Annotated in this window: 22 protein-coding genes; 9 read left to right on the top strand and 13 right to left on the bottom strand. The window is 39.5% G+C overall.

From position 1 onward, the window contains the following. Window positions 1-2 precede the first annotated feature (2 nt). Window positions 3-224 carry a translation initiation factor IF-1 gene (infA, locus tag AW165_RS05980; protein WP_001284370.1) on the top strand — a complete coding sequence of 74 codons (222 nt, stop codon included), beginning with the start codon at window positions 3-5 and terminating at the stop codon, window positions 222-224. 51 nt (window positions 225-275) lie between these two features. Here infA and AW165_RS05975 read toward each other — a convergent pair whose 3' ends face one another. Beyond that, a complete protein-coding gene (locus AW165_RS05975; protein WP_060465235.1) occupies window positions 276-647 on the bottom strand; it encodes a lysozyme inhibitor LprI family protein in 372 nt (123 codons plus the stop codon). Between the two features lie 175 nt (window positions 648-822). Between AW165_RS05975 and AW165_RS05970 the strand changes: the two genes are divergently transcribed. After that, on the top strand, window positions 823-1,230 hold the full coding sequence (locus tag AW165_RS05970; RefSeq protein ID WP_060465234.1) for a hypothetical protein: 408 nt from the start codon (window positions 823-825) through the stop codon (window positions 1,228-1,230). 53 nt (window positions 1,231-1,283) lie between these two features. Here the strand turns inward: AW165_RS05970 and leuB are convergent, their stop codons facing one another. From leuB to leuC, 4 genes are all read right to left on the bottom strand, one after another. Beyond that, complete coding sequence (gene leuB / locus AW165_RS05965; RefSeq protein WP_002114882.1) at window positions 1,284-2,363, bottom strand: 3-isopropylmalate dehydrogenase; 1,080 nt, start codon at window positions 2,361-2,363, stop codon at window positions 1,284-1,286. A gap of 39 nt (window positions 2,364-2,402) precedes the next feature. After that, window positions 2,403-2,987 (bottom strand): hypothetical protein, encoded by a 585-nt coding sequence (locus AW165_RS05960; RefSeq protein WP_005066026.1) that lies wholly within the window; start codon window positions 2,985-2,987, stop codon window positions 2,403-2,405. Between the two features lie 112 nt (window positions 2,988-3,099). Next, window positions 3,100-3,747, bottom strand: coding sequence for a 3-isopropylmalate dehydratase small subunit (gene leuD, locus AW165_RS05955; RefSeq protein WP_002114814.1), 648 nt, complete (start codon window positions 3,745-3,747; stop codon window positions 3,100-3,102). Window positions 3,748-3,765: 18 nt separating this feature from the next. Beyond that, entirely contained in the window at window positions 3,766-5,184 is a 1,419-nt protein-coding gene (gene leuC, locus AW165_RS05950) for a 3-isopropylmalate dehydratase large subunit (protein ID WP_002115007.1), read from the bottom strand. A 237-nt stretch (window positions 5,185-5,421) separates the two neighbouring features. On the opposite strand from leuC, the gene AW165_RS05945 reads away from it, so the two are divergent. Together AW165_RS05945 and AW165_RS05940 are read left to right on the top strand one after the other, a co-directional pair. Further along, window positions 5,422-5,676: a DUF2061 domain-containing protein gene (locus tag AW165_RS05945; protein ID WP_005804193.1), complete on the top strand. Its 255-nt coding sequence runs from the start codon at window positions 5,422-5,424 to the stop codon at window positions 5,674-5,676. Window positions 5,677-5,791: 115 nt separating this feature from the next. Next, window positions 5,792-6,655 carry a LysR family transcriptional regulator gene (locus AW165_RS05940; protein ID WP_005066023.1) on the top strand — a complete coding sequence of 288 codons (864 nt, stop codon included), beginning with the start codon at window positions 5,792-5,794 and terminating at the stop codon, window positions 6,653-6,655. 34 nt (window positions 6,656-6,689) lie between these two features. Here AW165_RS05940 and AW165_RS05935 read toward each other — a convergent pair whose 3' ends face one another. The 3 genes from AW165_RS05935 to AW165_RS05925 all read right to left on the bottom strand — a co-directional run bounded on the left by AW165_RS05935 (window position 6,690) and on the right by AW165_RS05925 (window position 9,770). Next, window positions 6,690-7,436 (bottom strand): sporulation protein, encoded by a 747-nt coding sequence (locus AW165_RS05935; RefSeq protein ID WP_002115100.1) that lies wholly within the window; start codon window positions 7,434-7,436, stop codon window positions 6,690-6,692. 54 nt (window positions 7,437-7,490) lie between these two features. Further along, entirely contained in the window at window positions 7,491-8,930 is a 1,440-nt protein-coding gene (locus tag AW165_RS05930; protein ID WP_060465233.1) for a DUF2252 domain-containing protein, read from the bottom strand. 189 nt (window positions 8,931-9,119) lie between these two features. Beyond that, the gene (locus AW165_RS05925; RefSeq protein WP_002115098.1) at window positions 9,120-9,770 is read right to left on the bottom strand and encodes an HAD family hydrolase; all 651 of its coding nucleotides are present in this window, start codon (window positions 9,768-9,770) and stop codon (window positions 9,120-9,122) included. A gap of 182 nt (window positions 9,771-9,952) precedes the next feature. On the opposite strand from AW165_RS05925, the gene AW165_RS05920 reads away from it, so the two are divergent. The 3 genes from AW165_RS05920 (at window position 9,953) to katG (ending at window position 15,503) form a co-directional block, all read left to right on the top strand. Next, entirely contained in the window at window positions 9,953-10,438 is a 486-nt protein-coding gene (locus AW165_RS05920; protein ID WP_000567255.1) for an RNA pyrophosphohydrolase, read from the top strand. An 85-nt stretch (window positions 10,439-10,523) separates the two neighbouring features. Then, window positions 10,524-12,818 (top strand): phosphoenolpyruvate--protein phosphotransferase, encoded by a 2,295-nt coding sequence (gene ptsP, locus AW165_RS05915; protein WP_005066019.1) that lies wholly within the window; start codon window positions 10,524-10,526, stop codon window positions 12,816-12,818. A 528-nt stretch (window positions 12,819-13,346) separates the two neighbouring features. Further along, a complete protein-coding gene (gene katG / locus AW165_RS05910; RefSeq protein WP_060465232.1) occupies window positions 13,347-15,503 on the top strand; it encodes a catalase/peroxidase HPI in 2,157 nt (718 codons plus the stop codon). Window positions 15,504-15,569: 66 nt separating this feature from the next. Here katG and AW165_RS05905 read toward each other — a convergent pair whose 3' ends face one another. After that, window positions 15,570-16,622: an MBL fold metallo-hydrolase gene (locus tag AW165_RS05905; protein WP_014208279.1), complete on the bottom strand. Its 1,053-nt coding sequence runs from the start codon at window positions 16,620-16,622 to the stop codon at window positions 15,570-15,572. A 653-nt stretch (window positions 16,623-17,275) separates the two neighbouring features. Here AW165_RS05905 and hcaR point away from each other — a divergent pair. Together hcaR and AW165_RS05895 are read left to right on the top strand one after the other, a co-directional pair. Next, window positions 17,276-18,181: a DNA-binding transcriptional regulator HcaR gene (gene hcaR, locus AW165_RS05900; protein WP_002115024.1), complete on the top strand. Its 906-nt coding sequence runs from the start codon at window positions 17,276-17,278 to the stop codon at window positions 18,179-18,181. A 266-nt stretch (window positions 18,182-18,447) separates the two neighbouring features. Then, the gene (locus AW165_RS05895; protein ID WP_005066012.1) at window positions 18,448-19,125 is read left to right on the top strand and encodes a DUF1345 domain-containing protein; all 678 of its coding nucleotides are present in this window, start codon (window positions 18,448-18,450) and stop codon (window positions 19,123-19,125) included. Between the two features lie 58 nt (window positions 19,126-19,183). Here the strand turns inward: AW165_RS05895 and AW165_RS05890 are convergent, their stop codons facing one another. The 4 genes from AW165_RS05890 to AW165_RS05875 form a co-directional block, all read right to left on the bottom strand. Beyond that, entirely contained in the window at window positions 19,184-19,789 is a 606-nt protein-coding gene (locus AW165_RS05890; protein ID WP_005079230.1) for a glutathione S-transferase family protein, read from the bottom strand. A 49-nt stretch (window positions 19,790-19,838) separates the two neighbouring features. Next, complete coding sequence (locus AW165_RS05885; RefSeq protein WP_060465231.1) at window positions 19,839-20,531, bottom strand: helix-turn-helix transcriptional regulator; 693 nt, start codon at window positions 20,529-20,531, stop codon at window positions 19,839-19,841. Window positions 20,532-20,605: 74 nt separating this feature from the next. Continuing rightward, complete coding sequence (locus AW165_RS05880; RefSeq protein ID WP_060465230.1) at window positions 20,606-21,280, bottom strand: HAD-IA family hydrolase; 675 nt, start codon at window positions 21,278-21,280, stop codon at window positions 20,606-20,608. Then, a complete protein-coding gene (locus AW165_RS05875; RefSeq protein WP_060465229.1) occupies window positions 21,277-22,209 on the bottom strand; it encodes an RluA family pseudouridine synthase in 933 nt (310 codons plus the stop codon). The genes AW165_RS05880 and AW165_RS05875 overlap by 4 nt, the downstream gene beginning before the upstream one ends. Window positions 22,210-22,917: the final 708 nt, after the last annotated feature.

Here is a 22,917-nt window from a genome sequence, read left to right as displayed (position 1 = left end):
CTATGGCCAATAAAGAGGAACTCATTGAGTTCGAAGGCGTTGTCACCGAAACGCTTCCTAATACGATGTTCCGTGTACGTCTTGAAAACGGTCACGAAGTTATTGCACACATTTCTGGTAAAATGCGTAAACACTATATTCGTATTCTTACTGGCGACAGTGTAAAAGTCGAAATGACTCCATATGACTTAACTAAAGGTCGTATTACGTACCGTGCTCGCTAATTAGTGAATGCAAAAAAGCCACTTTATGATGTGGCTTTTTTATTGCGTTATTTATTCACTTAAGCGACTGGTTTTACATCCTACCGTTTGGCATTCACGCAATCTTTCTTGCAGCCAATGGTTTCTTTCTTGCGTTGTCTGTAAACGACATTGCACGTCTACACTATTCCTATTTGAATCTGTACACTCGGCGTCACGTTGACGTATCCATGCAAGCTGAGACTTCTTAAGAATATTTTTCTGCGCAGTGTTTAACTTTACTCGCAGTGCTTGATAATTCTTATTCAGATCAGCATCAGCACTCGCATAAATTTTATTTGTACAGTAAATATCATCGTAAGTATTGCGGGCACTATCACAGTTATCTGCATAGACCACAGTCATGCCAAAGCTGCATAAAAAAGCAAAAACTATTTTTCCCATACTTTTCTTCCTTAAGTTTTCTATGAAATTATTATTAAAGTGATTCGGATGTAATTGATAAATCGAAAGACAAATTTACCCTCCATTTATCATAATCCTCCTTTTTTGCTTTACAAGCTTGTAAATACAACCTATTGTTCTTTAATAATAAATATAATTTTATATAGTGAGAAAAATGAACATATATACCCAATGCCAAATTGGCTTATTATCTTTCATCATTATTTGTCTTAACGGTTGTGCTAGTCACCCACGTCAATCCATAGATTTACAGGAATATTTAAAAGGCTTTTTAGGTAAATCCTCGGCGGCCATTCAACAAGATATCAATCTACGTAGTCTTGGTTTTCAAGTCGCCAATACACCGCAAAAAACCGCCAATCAACTCATCTATACGATTTTGCGTCCTTTAAGCATTCCTATTCCGATGGTGAGTAATGTTGATATGAGAGGAAGCTCTATTCCTGTCCAATCAGGAAATCTGAGCGGCAATTCTTATGATATTAATTTCAATTGCAAAGTGATTTTCCAGCTTAAAAATGACATTGCCGAGTCAATTCAATATGAAGGTAAAGCCTGTTAAAACATAGGCATAAAAAAACGCAGCTCAACGCTGCGTTTTTTTATAATAAGCTTTTAAGCAAGAGCAGCTACAACAGCCTCACCCATTTCAGCCGTACCTACTTTTGTCATACCTTCAGACATAATATCTGCTGTACGCAAACCTTGATCAAGCACTTGACCTACTGCATCTTCAATTGCTTTTGCAGCAGCTTCTTCACGGAATGTGTAGCGAAGCATCATTGCAACTGAAAGAATAGTTGCTAATGGGTTTGCCACATTTTGACCCGCGATATCAGGTGCAGAACCATGGCAAGGCTCATACATACCTTTGCCATTTTCATCTAACGAAGCCGATGGCAACATGCCGATTGAACCTGTAAGCATTGCTGCTTCATCAGATAAGATGTCGCCAAACAAGTTACCCGTTACGATCACGTCAAACTGTTTCGGTGCACGTACAAGTTGCATTGCAGCGTTATCAACATACATATGTGAAAGCTGAATATTTGAATAATTTGCTTGCTGTAAATCAGTAACTGTTTGCTTCCAAAGCTCTGTAACTTCCAAAACGTTAGCTTTATCTACAGAACAAACCTTTCCACCACGTAAGCCTGCAAGTTCAAAAGCTACTTTTGCAATACGCTTAATTTCGCTTTCAGAGTAAACGTCAGTGTTATACCCTTGCTTTTCACCGTTTTCGAGTTCACGGATACCACGTGGCTGACCGAAATAGATACCGCCAGTCAATTCACGAACAATTAAAATATCTAAGCCAGCAACAATTTCAGGCTTCAAACTAGAAGCATCTGCTAATTGCGGATATAAAATCGCTGGGCGCAAGTTAGCAAACAAGTTAAGTTCACTACGAATTTTTAAAAGACCACGTTCAGGGCGAATAGAGCGCTCAATAGTGTCCCATTTTGGTCCGCCTACCGCACCTAATAAAATTGCATCAGCTTTTTTTGCTTGTTCACTTGTTACTGCTGGGTACGGTTCACCATGCGCATCAATTGCCGCGCCGCCTAATAAGCCATGTTCCCAAGTTAACGATAAATTAAATTTTTCATTTACTGTATTTAATACTTTTTCTGCTGCCCCAACAATTTCAGGACCAATACCATCACCAGCTAAAATTAAAATCTGTTTAGACATGAACTTTTTTCCATTTTCCAAAGACAAGCAGTGCTACAACTACCGCGGTGTTAGTTTTTTCTGCTCAAGGAATTCACCTAGTCCTGTTGTAACATCAAATGGTCGACAAAAACGGCGAATGACATGCCCATCTTGTTCTAAATCGACACATAATGGATCTGGTACAGAAACATTCAGCAAACTACCCGAACGGTTAGATTTGTCTCGGTACATTTTAAATGTATAGCGATGGTTAGCATTAAACTGGTGAATCACATGAAATGTTTCTGCACGATCCGGAGAGATCGGATAGAAACGGATCACCACTTCATATTGTTTAGCAGGTACAGATAAATATAAGCTGTTAGTTTGGCTAAGCACTGAACCTTGTAATCTCACAATCCCTTGATGAATTGCCTGATTACTAATTCTTCGTGTTTGCGCATCCACTACAGTAATATCATTTAGTCGTTCAAATTCACAACTCTTCGCGCCCGAACAATATATTGCTGCATTCTGCCCCAAATTTTCTTGTTCAGCCTGCTTAATGCGGACAGTATCCACTACATTGTAAGTGCTTTGACAAGCACTGAGTGTTATTGCGCACAGGCTCAACAAAAAGCTATGAGTAACGTTCCTCTTCATTGTTCAAGCCCAATCCTCATCTAGTGCATAATTCTAAGGTGTTTTTATGCTTTAGCATGTTAGCAAGAGTTTGAACGCTACGCCATGGCTATGTTTAAAATGTACCGAAAGGTTAATTCAACTCTTGGAATACCCAAGGACGAACTTGTTTAGTTTTTTCTTCATAAGCGCGAATTGCGTCCGCATTTTGAAGCGTTAAACCAATATCATCCAATCCATTTAACAAGCAGTGCTTACGAAATGGATCAACTTCAAATTTAAACGCTTCACCTGTTGGCGTACGTACTTCTTGAGCCGCTAAATCAATTGTTAATTGATATCCTTCATTAGCAGCACATTCTTTAAATAACTGCTCAACTGTTTCTTCAGGCAAAATGACAGGTAACATGCCATTTTTGAAACAGTTATTAAAGAAAATATCAGCAAAGCTTGGTGCAATAACCGTACGGAATCCATATTCATTTAATGCCCAAGGTGCATGCTCACGGCTTGAACCACAACCAAAGTTAGTACGAGCAATTAAAACAGTTGCTCCTTGATAACGAGGCTGGTTTAAAACGAAATCCGGATTTTTTGGACGTACTGAATTGTCTTGTCCTGGATAACCTTCATCTAAATAACGAAGCTCATCAAATAAATTGTCGCCAAAACCAGTGCGCTTAATCGACTTTAAAAACTGTTTTGGAATAATTAAATCTGTATCAACATTGGCACGATCTAATGGTGCAACGATACCTTGTTCAACTGTATAAGCTTTCATGGTTTGCTCCAGACCGAATTAAAATGAACGAACATCAACAAAGTGACCAGCGATTGCAGCCGCTGCCGCCATTGCCGGGCTCACCAAGTGAGTACGACCACCATTGCCTTGACGGCCTTCAAAGTTACGATTAGACGTCGATGCACAGTGTTCACCTGGTTGTAACTTGTCTGCATTCATTGCTAAACACATTGAACAACCCGGCTCACGCCATTCAAAGCCAGCTTCCAAGAAGATTTTATCCAAACCTTCTTTTTCAGCCTGTTGCTTAACTAAACCAGAACCCGGAACAATCATGGCTTGTTTAATGGTAGATGCCACTTTACGACCCTTAACCACCTCAGCAGCAGCACGGATGTCTTCAATACGTGAGTTAGTACAAGAACCAATAAACACACGATCAAGCTGAATATCAGCTAATGCTTGACCTGCATTTAAACCCATATATTGATAAGCACGTGTCCAGTCATTACGTTGAACGTCATCTTTCGCTTGTTCTAAAGTTGGCACAGCTTCAGTAACAGGAATAACCATTTCTGGTGAAGTTCCCCAAGACACTTGTGGTTCGATTTCTGCGCCATTTAACTCAACTACAGCATCAAACACAGCATCTTCATCTGAATGCAAGGTGTTCCAGTAAGCAACTGCTTGTTCCCATTGCTCGCCTTTTGGTGCGTAGCTACGGCCTTTCACGTATTCAATGGTTTTGTCATCAACTGCAACCATACCGACACGAGCACCTGCTTCAATCGCCATGTTACATACCGTCATACGCCCTTCAATCGACATATCACGGAAAACTTGGCCGCCGAATTCGATTGCATAGCCTGTACCACCAGCAGTACCAATTTTACCGATAATCGCCAACACAACATCTTTTGGTGTTACGCCTTTACCCAATACGCCATCTACACGAACTAACATGTTTTTAGATTTTTTCTGGATCAAACATTGTGTTGCTAACACATGTTCAACTTCAGATGTTCCAATACCATGCGCCAAGCAACCGAAAGCACCATGAGTTGCTGTATGTGAATCGCCACATACCACCGTCATGCCCGGCAAAGTTAAGCCCTGTTCAGGTCCAACTACATGCACAATCCCCTGACGAATATCATTAATACTAAATTCAACAATATTAAAGGCTTTACAGTTGTCGTCTAAGGTTTGAACTTGAATACGAGACGTATCATCTTCAATACCAGCGATGCCTTGGTCACGTTCCTTTTTAGACGTTGGAACATTGTGGTCCGGTGTAGCAACGTTTGCACTTAAACGCCATGGTTGACGATCCGCAAGTTGCAACCCTTCAAATGCTTGTGGACTTGTCACTTCATGCAATAAATGACGGTCAATGTATAGTAAACATGAGCCATCATCACGCTGTGAAACAACGTGGTCATCCCACAATTTGTCATATAAAGTTTTGCCTGCCATGTCGTCTTGCTCCATTGGACTGGGTAATTCTGATCTTTCTTCGATTATAGCCAGAGTTTCACATAAATCTAATTTATCATTTTTATAAATTAGAAAACTTTTTGGAATAAATTATAATTTCCATAAGGTACATCAAATTTAATAAATCGTTTTTGTTAATGATTATCATTTGCATAATCAATTTTTAATCTTATACTCTAATGCCTATACTAAAAATATCTAAAGTGGCTAAAGAGAATGATCATGGCTAATATCCAAAAATTCGTTATAAATAATCAACGTACCTTAAAGAAAACCTTAAGCTATTACATTATGCATATTACTGTCGCAATGCTAGTCGCATACTTTGTAACAGGTAATATCTGGATGGCTTTAACATTAAGTATGCTTGAACCAACCGTACAAGCTTTTGCTTTTTTCTTCCATGAAAAAGTTTGGGCTGCTAAAGATCGCCGCATATCAGCCTTAGCTGAAAAAGAAACAACGGCTTAGGCTAAGATTAGTGCGGTAATTCACAACTTTCTCACTCGTTTTGCTGCAAGCATGATACGATTTTGGCTCGGCAACTTTAGCCCCTCGATTTTTCTATTCCAAGTTGAGTTGTATTATGAATCTTGCAGCCTTTGAAGCTTTTGTAAAAGTTATGGAAACAGGGTCTATCTCTGTGGCAGCAGATCAGTTATTTATTACTCAACCTGCTGTTACCAAACGAATTCACAGTTTAGAAGAATATTTTGGCGTAAAACTATTTGAATCTGCAGGCCGAGGTGTTCAGGCAACTCATGCTGCACATTCATTACTACCTAAAGTTAAAAACTGGTTAAATGAGCTGGGTGATATTCACCATACGCTTAGCCATGAACAAACTCAGGTACAAGGCCGCTTAAAAGTCGGTACGAGTCACCATATTGGTTTACATCATTTACCTGCACCACTTAAGCATTTTGTTCAGCAATTTCCGCAGGTTACCTTAGATGTGCATTTTGTTGATTCAGAGCAAGCCCATGAACAAGTATTAGCTGGTGATCTAGAACTAGCATTTTTAACGCTTCCTCCTTCAGGAGATGAGCGTCTTAACTACATTACAATTTGGAATGATCCTTTAGTTTTTGTTGCTGCCCCTTTTCATCCGCTGGCACAAAAGAAGAATCTTACCTTACAAGATTTAATTGAATATCCAAGCTTATTACCCGCTGCACAAACTTATACTGCTCAAATCACTTTGGCTGAGTTTGAAAAACAAGGCCTTAAACCCAAAATTACCATGAGCAATAACCCTCTTGAGTCTATTCGTATGTTGGTGTCGATTGGTTTGGGTTGGTCAGTTTTACCAAAAACTCTGTTGAATCAGGATATGCAGCAGCTTGATTTAAATGTTGAGATGAATCGTCAATTAGGTATGGTTTGGCATCCTGCACGCACTCAATCTAGAGCCATGCAGGAGTTGATTAAAATGATGCAGGATGCATAAAAGACTCCCATCTAAGCATCTACTCGAATTTAATTTATCCAAGCTTTAAGAGGCTTCGAATTTGTTGCACCATTTGGTTTTCATCAAGCATATGATGTGGAATCGTCATCGTTAATAGCTGATCTGATCGAAAATGGCGGTCTACTTCAAGCATAACGTGAGTTTGGTTAGGTTCAGCAACGAAAGAAACTTCAACCTCATTAAATCCGCTAAACATATGTGAAGAGACAAATTCAAGCTCTTGGTAACAACCAATCGTTGATCTAAAATTTCGCGCAGTAAGCTGCCCTTTTTCTACATCTACTGTCGATAAAACAAAGCCACATCGCTGCATAGCCTGTAGAAACATTTGCATGGCTGGAGTTGGCAGAACCTTTAGATAATCACGATCAGTTGCATCTAATCCCCAATCAACATCCATATGGGTTTGAATCCAAACACGTGCACCATTTCTTCGACAAGCAACCTCTGTAATCGGTGTCTCAAATGGTAGTTGAATACTAAAAGGGAAAGAATGTGCTTGATGTGCCGGCAAGAGGAATCGAGAGTTCACTAACCACTCTTGTAAAACTAAAGGTTGGTTAAACTCATGATCACCAGATTCGACTTCTGCCATCGTTACCAATTGCAAATAAAGACCATTAATCTCTTTATCAGATGATCCGCCTTTAAAGCTAATTTCTCCATGCAATGTGCTGCCTGCTTGCAAGCTTGGGTTCTGTAAAACAGTTTCTACCGTCACACCTTGAAGACCCAAACCAGACATAATTTTACTAAACATTTTTTCTCTAACCTTTCGAATTATTTCCTGTCATCTGTAGCAGCATACTTATTATTAAAGTGCATCATCTCCAGCCAGCTGAATCTTACCATCTGCAACTTCATTCATAAATTGGTCATAGTCATTTAGATTACGTTCTGCATATTCTTCTGCATACGTTTGTAATACTTCTACTATCGTATTACCTTCGCCAAGATATCCCATAAGTACATCTGCATTTCCAGATTTAGCGTGGGCATGAGCTAAGGCTAAACCACAACTTTCGGCATACTCATAGAAATACTCATCATCCATGTCACTAAGATCAACCGAGATTTTCATATCACGTAACTGACGTACATGAAAATGTTGATTTGATATTGAAGAGAATCCAAGAAATATATCACTTGCAGCCTGCATAAGCTGCTGACCATGCACTACACGCTCACCTTCGTGATTTACCTTGTCTATAAATAACGGGCTAAGAATTGATGGATTCGCTTCTTTCATTTGTAAAATTAACGGTTCCCGATCTGCATCCTGAAATAATGCAATCGCTGATCGTGTACCAACACTTCCGACACCCACCACTTTCAAAGCTACATCTGTACGTTGATAACGATCAAAAAGCACTTGGCGATCATATTTCAAAGAATTACGGTATTGTTGAAAGAATACATCAACATCTTTACCAAATGGCTCATTTGCACTTGGATGCCATAATAACGGCGCATCATCCACAAAATGACGAAATCCTGTATCTTGATCTTGCTGGGTAAGCTTCGGCAAAACAGAGTACGCCGTTCTTTTCTGTGCTGAATCAAGATGCTTCTCGCGTTTCTTTCTTAGTTTTCGACACTCAGTATTTTCTAATAACGTACTGGCATCAACTTTTTCATACCAAACTTGGAGTGGTGAAAGTTCTGTAATTTCTAATAAGTGCTGACGATAACTACTCAGCATTATTTTAATTGCTTTTAACCCGACTTTCTCTGCAAGATGAATATCACGCGCCGCGATTACAAAACTGGTTGCTAAACGCTTTACATCCCATTCAAACGGGGCAACTAAAGTTTCGTCAAAATCATTAATTCCAAATAACAAATTACGTTCTGGACTTGCAAAACCACCAAAATTACTTAAATGACAATCCCCACAAATCTGTTGAAATAAGCCTGAATTTGCCTGCTCCCACGCTTGGTCAAATAGCATCAAAGAAGGCATGCCACGATAAAATGTAAATGGAGAAACACTCATCCGTTTTGCACGAATCGGCTTGAGCTTTTCTAAACGCCCTTGGTTACTCCAATCATAGACCGTTAAGGCAGTTGTACCTTTTGATCGTTCAGAAAGCTTTGATAGCTGTTCACGTGGAACTTTTTTACGTTGAGCCTTACCTAATTTGAAGCCTTCGCTTTTATTTAGTAATTTCCCCTGATAGCTATGACGTGTTAAATCAATACTTTCATCATACCAAAGTTGTTTTGGTAATTTAATTTGTGCTGTTTTTGACATTATTTCCTCATTTTTAAATTAAATTTTTTTATATTCTGAAATCTTTGCCAAGATAGAATTTATTTTATTAATCATAGCAATATCTTTTTTTAGCTAAGATTTATAAGAAATATTAAAAAATGATTTTAAATATAGTTAAGAGTTGGAAGACCTCAAAACTTTTTAAACTGTTCTTCCAACTCCATAATATTAAATCGACCAGTCCTGAATGTCCCAATTGTGTTCTTGGGCCAGCTTTTCAAGACGATCATCAGGGTTTACTGCAATCGCATGAGTTGCATATTCAAGTAAAAAACGGTCATTAATTGAATCGGAATACGCCCAAGACTCAGACACGTTACGACCTTCTAACCATGCATCTAGACGTGCAAGTTTGCCTTTTTGATAACACGCTAAACCAGCAACTTTACCTGTATATTTTCCATCAGCCACTTCAGCATTGGTTGCTAAAATTTCGGTAATCCCAAATTCACGAAAAATCGGTGCAGTAATAAAATCACTTGTTGCCGTAATACCCACAATGGTATGGCCTAAATCTTGATGTTTTTTGATTGCGTCAAAACCTTTTGGACGCATTTGCGGACGAATGACTTTTTGCATGAACAATTGGTGGAGCTCAGTTAAGTAGTCATTGTCATGCTGCGTTAAAAATCCGAAAACAAATTCATTATAAGCATATGGGTCAAGTTGCCCTGCTTTGTAATCTTCATAAAATTTATCATTCATCTGACGATGATGAACCGGATCAACCAAACCTTCATTGACTAAAAATTCACCCCAAGAATGGTCTGAATCGGTATTTAACAAGGTATGGTCTAAATCAAACAACGCCAGTTTCATGAAAATTCTCGTTTAAACTGAAATTTAAGAAAAAAAATGTAAATCTATCTCCGCTAGTCGATAGAAATTCGTTAAGATCGTAGCAATTTAAACATTTTACTTTGATCTTTTCGAGCTGGACATAAAAAAGTGTTTGTCCCCGCGATTAAAGTCAACGATATAGACAATATTTAGGTAGCCAAATGATCGACTCAGAAGGTTTCCGACCGAATGTCGGGATCATTTTGGCAAACGATGATGGACAGGTTTTATGGGCAAAGCGCATTGGTCACAATGCTTGGCAATTTCCACAAGGAGGCATCCAGTTTGGAGAAACCCCTGAACAGGCACTTTTTCGAGAACTGAGAGAAGAAATCGGCTTATTGCCCGAACATGTCCAGATTATTGCGCAAACCAAAGGATGGCTGCGTTATCGTTTGCCACATCGGTACATTCGGTCAGACTCTGACCCCGTATGTATCGGACAGAAACAAAAATGGTTTTTACTGAAGTTAACTGCGCCTGCAAAAAATATTCAGTTAAACCTTTCCGACCCGCCCGAATTCGATGAATGGCAGTGGGTTAGCTATTGGTATCCTCTTGGACAAGTGGTGAACTTCAAGCGTGATGTTTATCGTAAAGCCATGGTGGAGTTGTGTACACAGTTGCCGATGCAACAATTACCCTAAAAATCATTTATCTAGCAAATGATTTTTATTAAAAGTGCTGTTATAAATACATTCATAGTCTAAAAAAATACTGGAGTATACATCCATGTCAAACATGCAACTCGACACTCTACGGCGCATTGTCCAAGAGGTTAATGCGTCCGTCAGTTTGCATGAATCATTAGACATCATGGTTAATCAGGTTGCTGAGGCCATGAAAGTGGATGTTTGCTCTATTTATTTACTCGATGAACGCAATCAGCGCTATGTATTAATGGCCTCTAAAGGCTTAAATCCAGAATCTGTAGGCCATGTTTCTTTGCAACTCGGTGAAGGCTTGGTTGGTCTGGTCGGGCAACGCGAAGAAATCGTTAACCTTGACAATGCGCCAAAACATGAGCGTTTCTTGTATTTACCTGAAACAGGCGAAGAAATTTATAACTCTTTCCTCGGCGTACCGGTCATGTATCGTCGTAAGGTTATGGGCGTTTTGGTTGTCCAAAATAAACTTCCTCAAGATTTTAGTGAAGCTGCCGAGTCCTTTTTAGTTACGCTGTGTGCTCAGCTTTCTGGCGTTATTGCTCATGCTCATGCAGTAGGTAATATTGACGTATTTCGTAAGCCGAGTAATGGACCTGCCTACAAAACCTTTCAAGGCGCTTCAGGTGCAGGCGGTGTTGCCTTAGGTCGCGCTATTATTTTATATCCACCTGCCGATTTGGGTTCTGTGCCTGATCGTGAAGCAGAAGATATTAGCGATGAACTTCGAATTTTAGATCAAGCCATTTCATCAGTACGTTCAGAGATTCGTTCTCTGGATGAAAAAATGCATGATTCACTCATGGCCGAAGAGCGCGCTTTATTTAGTGTTTTCTTAAGAATGCTAGATGAAAATGCATTGCCAGCAGAAATTAAAGAACTCATTCGTGATGGACATTGGGCACAAGGTGCAGTACGTCGTGTCATTGAAAAACACACTGCCCTTTTTGCACAAATGGAAGACGACTATCTTCGTGAGCGAGTTTCTGATCTTAAAGATTTAGGGCGACGTATTTTAGCTTCTTTGCAAGAAGAAGACTCTAGCCATCGTGACCTGAGTCCAGACAGTATTTTAATTGGTGAAGAAATTAGTACTGCTGCTCTCGTTGAGTTGCCAGTAGACAATATTGCAGCGATTGTGACATCCGAAGGTGCAGCCAACTCACATATGGTGATTGTGGCTCGTGCATTAGGTATTCCCACTGTAGTTGGTGTAACTGAACTGCCAGTTAACACACTTGATGATGCAGAAATGATTGTGGATGCCTATCAAGGCCGTGTTTTTGTAAACCCTCCACGTCGTTTACGTCAACGCTATAAAGAAATCCAAAAAGAAGATGAACAAATCGCAAAAGATCTCAAACAATACGAGACCAAAGAAGCGATTACTCCAGATGGTGTGTCTGTTCAGCTCTATGTGAATACAGGCCTCATGATTGACGTAGTACGCGGAGTACAACGTGGCGCTCAAGGCGTAGGTCTATACCGAAGTGAAATTCCGTTCATGTTACGGGAACGTTTCCCGGGTGAAGAAGAACAACGCGCAATCTACCGTCAACAGTTGAGCCATTTCGCCAACAAACCTGTGGTGATGCGAACTCTGGATATTGGTGCTGATAAAGACTTGCCGTATTTCAGTATTGAAGAAGAAAACTCGGCATTAGGCTGGCGAGGTATTCGTTTCACGCTTGATCATCCCGAGATTTTTTCTTCACAAATTCGCGCCATGCTCAAAGCCAGTATTGGTTTAAATAATTTGCATATTTTATTGCCAATGGTCACTACAGTCAGTGAAGTCGAAGAAGTACTTTATTTACTTGAGCGTGACTGGATTGCAGTGCAAGAAGAAGAGCAAGTTAAAATTACCAAACCAAAAATTGGAATTATGGTTGAGGTGCCGAGCGTACTGCTACAAATTGATGAGTTTGCCGAACTCGTCGATTTCTTCTCGGTCGGTTCAAATGACTTAACCCAGTATTTACTTGCAGTTGACCGTAATAATCCACATGTAGCAAACGTTTACTCACACTTTCACCCATCCATTCTACGTGCGCTAACCCGCTTAGTTAAAGAATGTCATGAATACAAAAAACCTATCAGTATTTGTGGTGAAATGGCAGGTGATCCATTATCAGCAATTCTGCTCATGGCAATGGGCTTTAATACCCTTTCGATGAGTTCGAGTAACATTTTGCGAGTAAGAAAAGCAATTTGTCATGTCCCTATGACAGATGCACAAAAATTGCTGGATGATGTCATGAAAATGAATAATCCACTCATCGTGAAAAGTTGGCTTGAGTACTATTTTAAAACCCACGGTTTAGCTGATATGGTGAAATCGAATCGAATCGTAAACGTTTAATATATAAACAATAAAGGAGAGCAATGCTCTCCTTTATTCCTTTGAGCTCGCTTCTAATACAATTAAATATAAAAATTTCATCTCACCATTGCTCCCCCATCTTAATCTTTTAAATAAACATACAATCGGTTTTTTAAATCAATATTGACAGTTTAATCCATTTGAAAAATAAGACTCCTACTCCTAGTATATTTACAGAGCGTTATTAAAAGATCTTACGTTGTTCCAACAATTGAAGAGGTAATTCTATGCATCGTTATTTACAAGTTTCATCTTATTTTTCCTCTTGTTTTTTAACCTTCATGCAGTAAATTGGAGGAATAACAAGTAAAGGAATCTGATGCATTATTAAATAAAAAAATAATGGGCCGACATCTCAGTGAAAAGACTTTTAAACGGTTTCTCTCACCATTTGTTCTCTCATTTCTTTATTTAATAAACATGAGTTTTTAAACCAGAAGTCCAGGAAAATGAGCCCTAACATTTTTACGAAGAGCTCAATAATTATTACCCAGAGAGAATATAACCATGTCAGACGAATCAAAATGCCCTTTTTCAGGCCATAAATCAAAACCAGAGGTAACGGTCGGTGGTGGCACGCCTAGTTTACACTGGTGGCCAAAACAACTACGCGTCGACCTACTCAACCAACATTCAGAACGCTCTAATCCACTCGGTAAAGAATTTAATTACCGTCAAGAATTTAAAAAACTCGACTACTACACCCTCAAAGCTGATATCAAAAATGTATTAACCGATTCTCAAGATTGGTGGCCAGCCGATTGGGGAAATTATACAGGCTTGTTTATTCGATTAGCATGGCATGCTGCCGGTACGTATCGTATGGGCGATGGCCGTGGCGGTGCTGGTCGTGGTCAGCAACGTTTTGCGCCATTAAATAGTTGGCCTGACAATGCAAGCTTAGATAAAGCACGCCGCTTGCTATGGCCAGTTAAGCAAAAATATGGTCAAAAAATATCATGGGCAGATTTATTTATTCTTGCTGGAAACATCGCACTTGAATCTTCAGGTTTCCGCACATTCGGTTTTGGTGCAGGTCGTGAAGATGTTTGGGAACCAGACAACGATGTAAACTGGGGCGATGAAAAAGAATGGTTAGCTCATCGCAACTCTGAAGCATTGGAAGGCAGCAATCTCGCTGCAACCGAAATGGGTCTAATTTATGTAAACCCTGAAGGCCCACAAGCCAGCGGTGACCCTAAATCAGCTGCACCATTTATTCGCGCGACTTTCGGCAATATGGCAATGGATGATGAAGAAATTGTTGCCTTAATCGCGGGCGGTCATACTTTAGGTAAAACTCACGGCGCTGCCTCTGCTGACCATGTTCAGGCTGATCCTGAGGGAGCATCAATTGAACAAATGGGCTTTGGCTGGTCAAACAGTTTTGGCACTGGTGTTGGTAAAGATGCAATCACTTCAGGTTTAGAAGTAATTTGGTCGCAAACACCAACACAATGGAGCAACTACTTCTTTGAAAACCTATTCAAATACGAGTGGGTACAAGAGCGCTCACCTGCTGGTGCAATTCAATGGGTAGCAGCAGATGCTGAGGCGATCATTCCAGATCCATTCGACCCATCGGTTAAACGTAAGCCAACAATGCTTACTACAGATTTGACCTTACGTTTTGATCCTGAGTTTGAAAAGATCTCTCGTCGTTTCCTTAACGATCCACAAGCCTTTGCCAATACCTTTGCCCGTGCATGGTTCAAATTAACTCACCGTGATATGGGACCAAAAGCACGTTATTTAGGTCCTGAAGTTCCGGCTGAAGATTTAATTTGGCAAGACCCATTACCTGCTGCCAGCGCTATACCGTCTGCTGCTAGCATAGATGATGCAAAAGCAAAAATTGTTGCATTAGGACTATCTGCTGGTGAGCTAGTTTCCCTTGGTTGGGCTTCGGCATCCACGTTCCGTGGTGGAGACAAGCGTGGCGGTGCAAACGGCGCACGTATTGCGTTATCGCCACAACGCGAATGGGACGTAAATAAAAAAGCAGTTGAGACTTTAACTAAAATTGAAGAACTCAAAGCCTCAACTCAACTGTCATTAGCTGACTTAATCGTGCTTGCAGGTAACGTTGGTGTAGAGCAAGCTGCTCAAGCGGCTGGTTTCAATATTAGCGTTCCATTTGCTCCTGGTCGTGTTGATGCATTACAAAGTCAAACTGATGTCGAATCTTTCCAATTACTCCTTGGCCTTGCCGATGGTTTTAGAAACTGGAAAAAAGAGGGTGTCAGCGCAACAACTGAGGCATTATTAATTGATAAAGCACAACAACTGACTTTGACTGCACCAGAGTTAACTGCATTGATTGGTGGCTTACGTGTACTGGGCACCAACTGGGATGGCTCACAACACGGTGTATTTACTCAGCAAGTTGGTGTACTTAGCACAGACTTCTTTACGAACTTACTCGACATGTCTACTGTATGGGCACCTGTTGACTCAACAAGCGAAGTATTTGAAGGTAAAGATCGTAAAACAGGCGCAGTAAAATTTACCGCAACACGTAATGATTTAGTCTTCGGTTCAAACTCAATCTTACGTGCATTAGCCGAAGTTTATGCTCAGGTAGATGGTAAAGAAAAATTTGTTCAAGACTTTGTTGCTGCATGGACTAAAGTCATGAATCTTGACCGTTTTGACTTAGCTTAATTTAAGTCAAAATAGTAAAAAGCCAGTTCAATTTGAACTGGCTTTTTTAATATCAAGCATCGTTTTTTAAACAGTCAGTTTGTGTCCTTCCCGAATGCAATAAAAAGGATTTGCAAGCTTTGAAGAAGCTTTAATTGCCTGCGCTAGAGCATGCTCTGGGTCTTCTCGGTCTTCATCAGTCAACTGGAAAGTTCGATAATGAATCGCAATAGAACGATGAGCCTGTAAATCGAAGTGCGCATGTAGCGCATCTTGCGGGTTCATATGAACATAGCTCATCAGTTCACGTGGCTCATACGCACCTATTGGAAGTAAGGCAACTCGCGGTGCGCCATAACGGGCATGTATTTGCTTAAAATGACCCGCATAACCGGTATCACCCGCAAAGAAACAATGACCTGTTTTAGCCACGACCGAAAAGCCGCCCCAAAGTGCCTTATTCTGGTCGCGTAAACCACGACCTGAACCATGCTGTGCAGGTGTATAGATTATTCTTAATTCGTGATAGGGAATTTCTTGCCACCAATTCATCTCAATGACATGAAACTCTTTAGGTAGATAAAAACCATTCCCGAGTCCAGTGTAAATTGGCATTGCGAATTTTTTATGTAGCCATTCAAGTGTCGCCAAGTCCATATGATCATAATGATTATGGCTGAGCAAAACTCCATGAATCGTCGGTAATTGTTCTAGTGCAAAACCTGCCGGGCATACACGGCGTGGGCCACGCCCTTGTGAAGGACTTGCATAATCACACCACACTGGGTCGGTAATAAAGTTATAAGGGCCAATCTGAACCAATACCGTTGCATGCCCAACGAACCAGACTTGCCAATCATCCAGATCTGCCTGAGGTCGATTTTGCGGCAAAGCTACAGCCGTATTTACACGAGTTTCATATTCATTTTGAATATCCACTTTCCATGTAAAAGACTCACGCGTAACTAACCAACGCAATAACTCTTTTGAGCCACGAGCAGGTGACTTAGGCTGTTGATTATAAAAACGTGTATCCGTTTCATGCCCAGACTCGGGATGACAAAAAGGAGGTTTTATCCATGTATGCGTCCAACAGGACTGAGTCGGCAATTGATATGTTAATGTCGGCTTGTCTTTCATGGGCTTTTCTATGTTTTAGCATCAGCAGAATGGATGTGATCAGGTTTCTATCTTAACGATTAAAACAAATTAAGCTATGGCACTTACACTTATTTATCATATAAATATCCATTTTATCGTGGTCATAGCCAACCTAAGTTAAATTAGAGTGCCATAAAAAGCACTTAGATGTGTTGAGTTTATGCGTCAGTAATTACCATTCTTGCTAAGACTTCTTGTATAACATAACAATTAGAAGATGCCGAAAGCCGCTATAGAACCTATCTATTTCATCTTTGTCGCCTATAATTTTTACGTTAGGATTCTTTTGTGCAATGAAAACAATATATTTAGTAACAATTAGATTTGAGTAGATCTTAGCGACCTATAGGTTATAAATTTATTTTATTATTCTAGTTTTTGCATAATATGAGAATTTCTTAAATGAATATTTAAATCCTTTAGAAAATTCTTTGATTAATTATAAATAATGTATTTATTATTTAATTATTAATATATTTTATGAATTATTTGAGCTTATATTCCCATATTAAATCTTTAATGAAAATTAAAATTCCATTTATTTTATAAATACCTAAATCACCTTCACGCTATATCTATTTATGCTTTATACTTCACTTAAATCATAGTAAGACATTTTTTGGATTAGTCTTATGGAACTACGCCATCTCCGATATTTCATTACCGTTGCTGAAGAATTAAATTTTAGTAAAGCCGCTCTTAAACTTTTTACCGCACAGCCCTCTCTTAGCCAACAAATTAAAGATTTAGAAGAAGACGTTGGTGTACGACTTTTAAACCGCACAAAACGCAAAGTTGAGTTAACAGAAGAAGGCGAAGTATTTTTAGAACATGCTCGACTCACTCTCGCTCAGGCTGAAAAAGCGGTCGCTATGGCACGACAAGTTTCTAAGGCTAAACAGCAATTGTTACGTATCGGTTTCGTTCCCATCGCAGAAATGAAAATTTTCCCTTATGTACTTCCTAATCTGCGACTACAACACCCCGACCTTACTATTGAACTATCTAATTTAAACAATACTGAACAGCTTAAAGCCTTAAAAAAAGGAGAGCTGGACATTACGTTTACTCGTGAAAATACAGATAGTGATGAAATACAAAGCCAATTTGTTTTAACTGAACCCCTGATTTTCTTACTTCCTAAAAATCATCCACTTGCTCAATATGATCGAATCCCAGTCCATGCCTTACAAGGTATTGACTTTATTATCCCGGCAGCCGAGCAATCACAAACCTTACATAACACTATTTTAGATTTCGCTAAAACTCATAACATTGAACTGAATATTGTTCAAAGAGCAGACAGTATATTATTCAATATTAACTCTCTTGGTTCTGGATTAGGCTGTACAATTTTACCTGCCTACGTTGCGCCTTTAGGCATCAAAAACACGATAGTTCGTCCACTTGATGTCGACTTACCAACACTTGATTTATTCGTAAACTATCGTAAAAACTCACAGTCTTTAGGCGTTCAAAAATTCATTGACCAGCTCACTAAAGTATTTCATTTAGATAAAAACTTAAACCACGCTTAATTATTACGAATAATTTTATTATTAAGCGCATGATTAATAAGATCATCTTTATAAAAAAGTATAAATAAATATTCCTTTTATTTATTTTATACTTTTTATAAACAGTTTAATCCGCGGTAATATCCTATTTTATCTAATAGGTAAAATTAAATATCTCATGAATATAAATGAAAAGAATTGAAATAAAATCCATATAAAACCATATATTATTTTCACCATTTAATAAAAAATAATATATTTCCCGTGTAATAAAGGAGACTAGGAAAATGGTTGGCGTATTTCAACATCTAGGACGTAGTGTACAAAACCGCCCGCATTTCTTTATTGCTTTATTCATAGGTATTGTCACAGCTGGTATTTTGACATGGTTAACATCATGGAAGTGGTCAACTATTTTATTAGTCAGCTGGAATGCTTCCGTTAGCATATATTTACTACATGTTTGGCAACTCATGAAAAGTGCCGACCATTCACAAATGCAACAGCAAGCTAAAAAACAAGATGAAAGCAAATGGGTCATTATGCTGATTGTTTTATTAGCATTAATCATGTGTTTGGTTGCTATTCTAATTCAACTGTCACAACTCCCTTCCGACAGTTCTGCAAAGTTAGGTCATGTGGCTTTAGCTTTACTCACCATTGTGTCTGCATGGCTTTTTATGCATACCGTTTTTGCTCTACATTATGCTCATGATTTTTATATAGCTTTATCTAGAAATGAAGAAAATGGAGGGTTAGATTTCCCTGGCACAAAGCAGCCAACTTATCCTGATTTTCTATATTTTAGTTATATTATTGGTACTTCTGCTCAAACTGCGGATGTGTCAATTACCACCAAGCACATGCGTCTTTTAAACTTATTTCACGCTGTGTTGTCTTTTGGATTTAATACCACCATTTTAGCGATCTGCATTAACGTTGCTGCTGGTTTTCTTACCAATTAAAACCTTTATTTGAAAACAAAAAAGCCACCCCTTTGGGTGACTTTTAAGAATATTAGGTTTACAGCAGTTGCCCCATAGTACTTTGTTTTAAGCCTTCACGCTGTTTGATCGTTTCAACATAACGGGTAATAGCAGGATGTGACTCAATCGCATTCATTTTTAACTGCCATAAAAGCATTGCTCCAACACTTACATCTGCTGCGGTAAATTGCTCACCACATACATACGGATTCGCTTCACTCAATCCCTGAACTAAAGCTTGATAAGCATCGTTGTAATCGCCATAGCCAACAAACATTTTTTGCTCAGGTGATACTTCTATTCCTAAAGCTTTATCAACACCCGCAGCTTCCCAAGGGCCCGCCATCACAAATAACCAACGGTAGTACAAACCACGTTTCGGATCATTCAAGGCTGGTGCCAAACCTTTATCACTAAACTTGTCGGCTAGATATGCACAGATTGCACCCAACTCATAAATAACCACATCGCCATCTACCAATACCGGTACTTTTCCAAAAGGATTAAGTTTTAGATATTCAGGCGACTTCATCTCGGTCTTATATGCGACTTCAATTCGTTCACATTCAACACCCAACTCGACCAAAAGCCAGTCAATAACTACACCACGTGACTCTTTGTTAGTATAAAGTTTAAGGCTCATTCTTATTGCTCCTTGTTTATCGTAGTTCCTAGTTTACAAATAACTTTTGTCAGTTTTTGTCAGTAATCTTCGATTCCTGTGCCCACCATTGCTGAAATAGTTGTTGCTTAAATGATGGGTATAATTCTTGAGTTAAACTCAACTGTTGAATGCGATCGATTCTAAAATGTCGAAAGTCTTGTCTTAGCTCACACCATGCAGCCAACACAATTTTGTCATTAAAATATCCCAAGGCAAAAGGCCACAAAGTTCGAACACTACTTCGTTGCTGCTCATCATGATAATGCAACGAAATTTTGACTTGCTGCCGAATCGCTAAGCGCACTTGTTCGACTTGATTTTCATCCACAGGTAGCCATGTGTTAAAAGCTCTTAGAGTCGTTTGCTGTAACAAATATTGGCGATGTTCAGGCAAAACCGAATTCAATTTAGCTAAGATCGATGTAGATGCCGATTGTAAGGATTGATCAGGCACACTCTTTAACCAATACAATGCCAGAAAAATAGCTTCAACTTCATTTTCATTGAGTGTCATTGGCGGCAATACAATGTCTTCTTTAAGCTGAAAACCTAAGCCTGCTGAGGCATCAATTCTTACACCTTGCTCACGTAAGCTATCAATATCTCGATAGACACTTCGAACACTAATATTTAGGCTTTCAGCCAAGACTTGTGCTGTGATTGGGTAACGGGCTTCACGGAGCTGTTGTAAAAGATTTAATAGACGAATTGAACGGCTCATTTTTCTCTTCTTATTGTTTTGTTATTCAGCTTAAAAAAAGAGGGAACGTATTCCCTCTTTAATACTATTTCAATTTAAGCGACATCTACAGTAGGTAACTGAGCATACCCTCTCAAAAAGCTGTGAAGCTCTTGTACATTTTTAGCAATCGTTAAAGGTTGGAACTTTTGTAGAACTTCAACCGAATGTACGCCATAGCCTACTCCGATACGCGGCATCCCTAAACGCTGTGCCATCTCAAGATCATAGCTGCTGTCACCAATCATGACTGCTTGCTCAACATTCACACCAGTGACTGTTAAGATTTCTTGCAGCATGAGCGGATCTGGTTTTGAACGCGTCTCGTTGGCTGCCCGAGTTACATCAAAAAGATGAGTACTCTGTGTTTTTGCGATTACACGGTCTAACCCACGACGGTTTTTACCCGTCGCTACGGCAAGTTTTAAACCTTGGGCTTTTAAATCATGGAGTAGTTCAGAAATACCCTCAAACCATGCATCACTAGTCGAGTTCGCGATATAGTGATCACCATATGCCTTTAAGATCGAGTCATGCAATTCTGGCACTTCTGGAAATAAGGTCTGCATCACCTCAGGCAAGCCTAAACCGATAATACTTTTTGCAGCTTCATCGCTTAGAGGCAGTTCATGTTGCTCTGCTGCATGTTGTAAGCTCGCAACAATCTGGCCAACAGAGTTATATAAAGTTCCATCCCAATCAAAAATTACTAATTCGGTTTTCAGACTCATTTTGCTACTCTCAAAGTCTTTAATAACTGGGTCATGTCTTCTGGTAACGGCGCTTCAATCGGTGGATAACCCGGAATATCTAAACGCATCGCGTGTAAACATAAACGTCGTGCCTGCGGACCTGCGTACTCAGTGGTGTGTCCATATTTATCATCACCCAACAACGGATGTCCAATACTTAAACCATGGACACGAATTTGATGAGTACGGCCTGATAGCGGCGATGCATGCACCAAAGTGGCATTTTTAAAACGCTCTGCAACCACCCATTCGGTTTTACTTGGCTTACCTTCTTTAGATACACGTACACGACGCTCGCCATTGGCTAACTCATAACGAAATAAAGGAGCATCAATGAGTTGTTTATCGAGACTCACCTGACCTTTTACAATTGCCGCATAAGTCTTACGAATTTTGTGCTCACGCAACATATCTTGTAGCAGCTTTAAAGTACTACGTTTCTTGCTAATCATGACCAGCCCAGAGGTATCACGGTCAATGCGGTGAATCAGTTCTAAATATTTTTTACCTGTCGCGGCGCGTAAAGCCTCAATCAAACCATACGCCACACCACTACCACCATGTACAGCAATACCTGATGGTTTATTGATGACTAACAGTCCTTCATCTTCATAGACCACACGGCTGAGTAGGCTCTGTGCTACACTGTCACTTACAGGAGCAGCGGTTTCATCCTTTTGTTCATAGCGAATAGGTGCAACACGAATCTGATCTCCAATCTCTAATTTGGTCTCAGCTTTAATACGTTTTTTGTTTATTCGAACCTGACCTTCACGAATCAAACGATAAATACGACTCTTAGGTACACCCTTTAAACGCGAAAACAGGAAATTATCAATTCGCTGTCCTGCTTGATGTTCATCCACCTCAAACCAAGTGACACTTTGCCATTGCTGTGTAGAATTCATACTAATATTTAAACCTGAAATTTTGCTAAATTTGATTAATAAATGACCGATTAGCTTAGTTTTTTCACAAGAAATCTAAGCTTAGCCCATAGGCAGATGCTGCAAGGTTTGATATAGTCAGCGCACGGATACCGCCGTAAGTGAACATCTAATAGGGAATTTCCCTGATTGAAACCTCAATCAAAATGATGCTTTCATCACCAGCTCGGATTGGTCCTAAAGAATTATGCCGACGCCGAAGGCTTATTATATCGGCAAAATGACAAACTGTTGCGTTTAATTCAGTTTGTTCAAAAAAATATGTTACCAACTCTAGTTGGTTATGGAACGTAAACTGATACACATCAGACAAATCGCTCCTTAATGTTGCCTTCAGGCTAAAGCGTTGATGCATTGGAACTGCCGAAAGCACCGATACGATGAGCATTCCGTATCAAACTTCCAAAAAGAAGTCACTTCGCGCCCAATGACAGTGAAAGTCATTAACCAATGCACCGCTCACCCGCCAGTGAAGCACTAAGGAAGTCCGATTTAAAGGTTGAAGCAGTATTGCCTACATCACAGACGAGAATCGAAGCTAAGGCTAAATGTAGCCGGTAACAGATGACTCAGACCACAAATATTTTGAGATCTGGGAAATGATCCGTCATGTTCGATGTTCGTTCAGAACCTTTAAGTTTGTGCGATATGTTTGTGTGGGTCACTATT

The sequence above is a fragment of the Acinetobacter sp. LMB-5 genome (assembly GCF_001541635.1).
Taxonomy (GTDB): domain Bacteria; phylum Pseudomonadota; class Gammaproteobacteria; order Pseudomonadales; family Moraxellaceae; genus Acinetobacter; species Acinetobacter pittii.
This window is presented reverse-complemented; position numbering and strand designations above follow the sequence as displayed.

Bases quoted from the DNA above. Each gene is read 5' to 3' on its own strand.
- infA (WP_001284370.1), top strand. From the start codon at position 3: ATGGCCAATAAAGAGGAACTCATTGAGTTCGAAGGCGTTGTCACCGAA.
- AW165_RS05975 (WP_060465235.1), bottom strand. From the start codon at position 647: ATGGGAAAAATAGTTTTTGCTTTTTTATGCAGCTTTGGCATGACTGTG.
- AW165_RS05970 (WP_060465234.1), top strand. From the start codon at position 823: ATGAACATATATACCCAATGCCAAATTGGCTTATTATCTTTCATCATT.
- leuB (WP_002114882.1), bottom strand. From the start codon at position 2,363: ATGTCTAAACAGATTTTAATTTTAGCTGGTGATGGTATTGGTCCTGAA.
- AW165_RS05960 (WP_005066026.1), bottom strand. From the start codon at position 2,987: ATGAAGAGGAACGTTACTCATAGCTTTTTGTTGAGCCTGTGCGCAATA.
- leuD (WP_002114814.1), bottom strand. From the start codon at position 3,747: ATGAAAGCTTATACAGTTGAACAAGGTATCGTTGCACCATTAGATCGT.
- leuC (WP_002115007.1), bottom strand. From the start codon at position 5,184: ATGGCAGGCAAAACTTTATATGACAAATTGTGGGATGACCACGTTGTT.
- AW165_RS05945 (WP_005804193.1), top strand. From the start codon at position 5,422: ATGATCATGGCTAATATCCAAAAATTCGTTATAAATAATCAACGTACC.
- AW165_RS05940 (WP_005066023.1), top strand. From the start codon at position 5,792: ATGAATCTTGCAGCCTTTGAAGCTTTTGTAAAAGTTATGGAAACAGGG.
- AW165_RS05935 (WP_002115100.1), bottom strand. From the start codon at position 7,436: ATGTTTAGTAAAATTATGTCTGGTTTGGGTCTTCAAGGTGTGACGGTA.
- AW165_RS05930 (WP_060465233.1), bottom strand. From the start codon at position 8,930: ATGTCAAAAACAGCACAAATTAAATTACCAAAACAACTTTGGTATGAT.
- AW165_RS05925 (WP_002115098.1), bottom strand. From the start codon at position 9,770: ATGAAACTGGCGTTGTTTGATTTAGACCATACCTTGTTAAATACCGAT.
- AW165_RS05920 (WP_000567255.1), top strand. From the start codon at position 9,953: ATGATCGACTCAGAAGGTTTCCGACCGAATGTCGGGATCATTTTGGCA.
- ptsP (WP_005066019.1), top strand. From the start codon at position 10,524: ATGTCAAACATGCAACTCGACACTCTACGGCGCATTGTCCAAGAGGTT.
- katG (WP_060465232.1), top strand. From the start codon at position 13,347: ATGTCAGACGAATCAAAATGCCCTTTTTCAGGCCATAAATCAAAACCA.
- AW165_RS05905 (WP_014208279.1), bottom strand. From the start codon at position 16,622: ATGAAAGACAAGCCGACATTAACATATCAATTGCCGACTCAGTCCTGT.
- hcaR (WP_002115024.1), top strand. From the start codon at position 17,276: ATGGAACTACGCCATCTCCGATATTTCATTACCGTTGCTGAAGAATTA.
- AW165_RS05895 (WP_005066012.1), top strand. From the start codon at position 18,448: ATGGTTGGCGTATTTCAACATCTAGGACGTAGTGTACAAAACCGCCCG.
- AW165_RS05890 (WP_005079230.1), bottom strand. From the start codon at position 19,789: ATGAGCCTTAAACTTTATACTAACAAAGAGTCACGTGGTGTAGTTATT.
- AW165_RS05885 (WP_060465231.1), bottom strand. From the start codon at position 20,531: ATGAGCCGTTCAATTCGTCTATTAAATCTTTTACAACAGCTCCGTGAA.
- AW165_RS05880 (WP_060465230.1), bottom strand. From the start codon at position 21,280: ATGAGTCTGAAAACCGAATTAGTAATTTTTGATTGGGATGGAACTTTA.
- AW165_RS05875 (WP_060465229.1), bottom strand. From the start codon at position 22,209: ATGAATTCTACACAGCAATGGCAAAGTGTCACTTGGTTTGAGGTGGAT.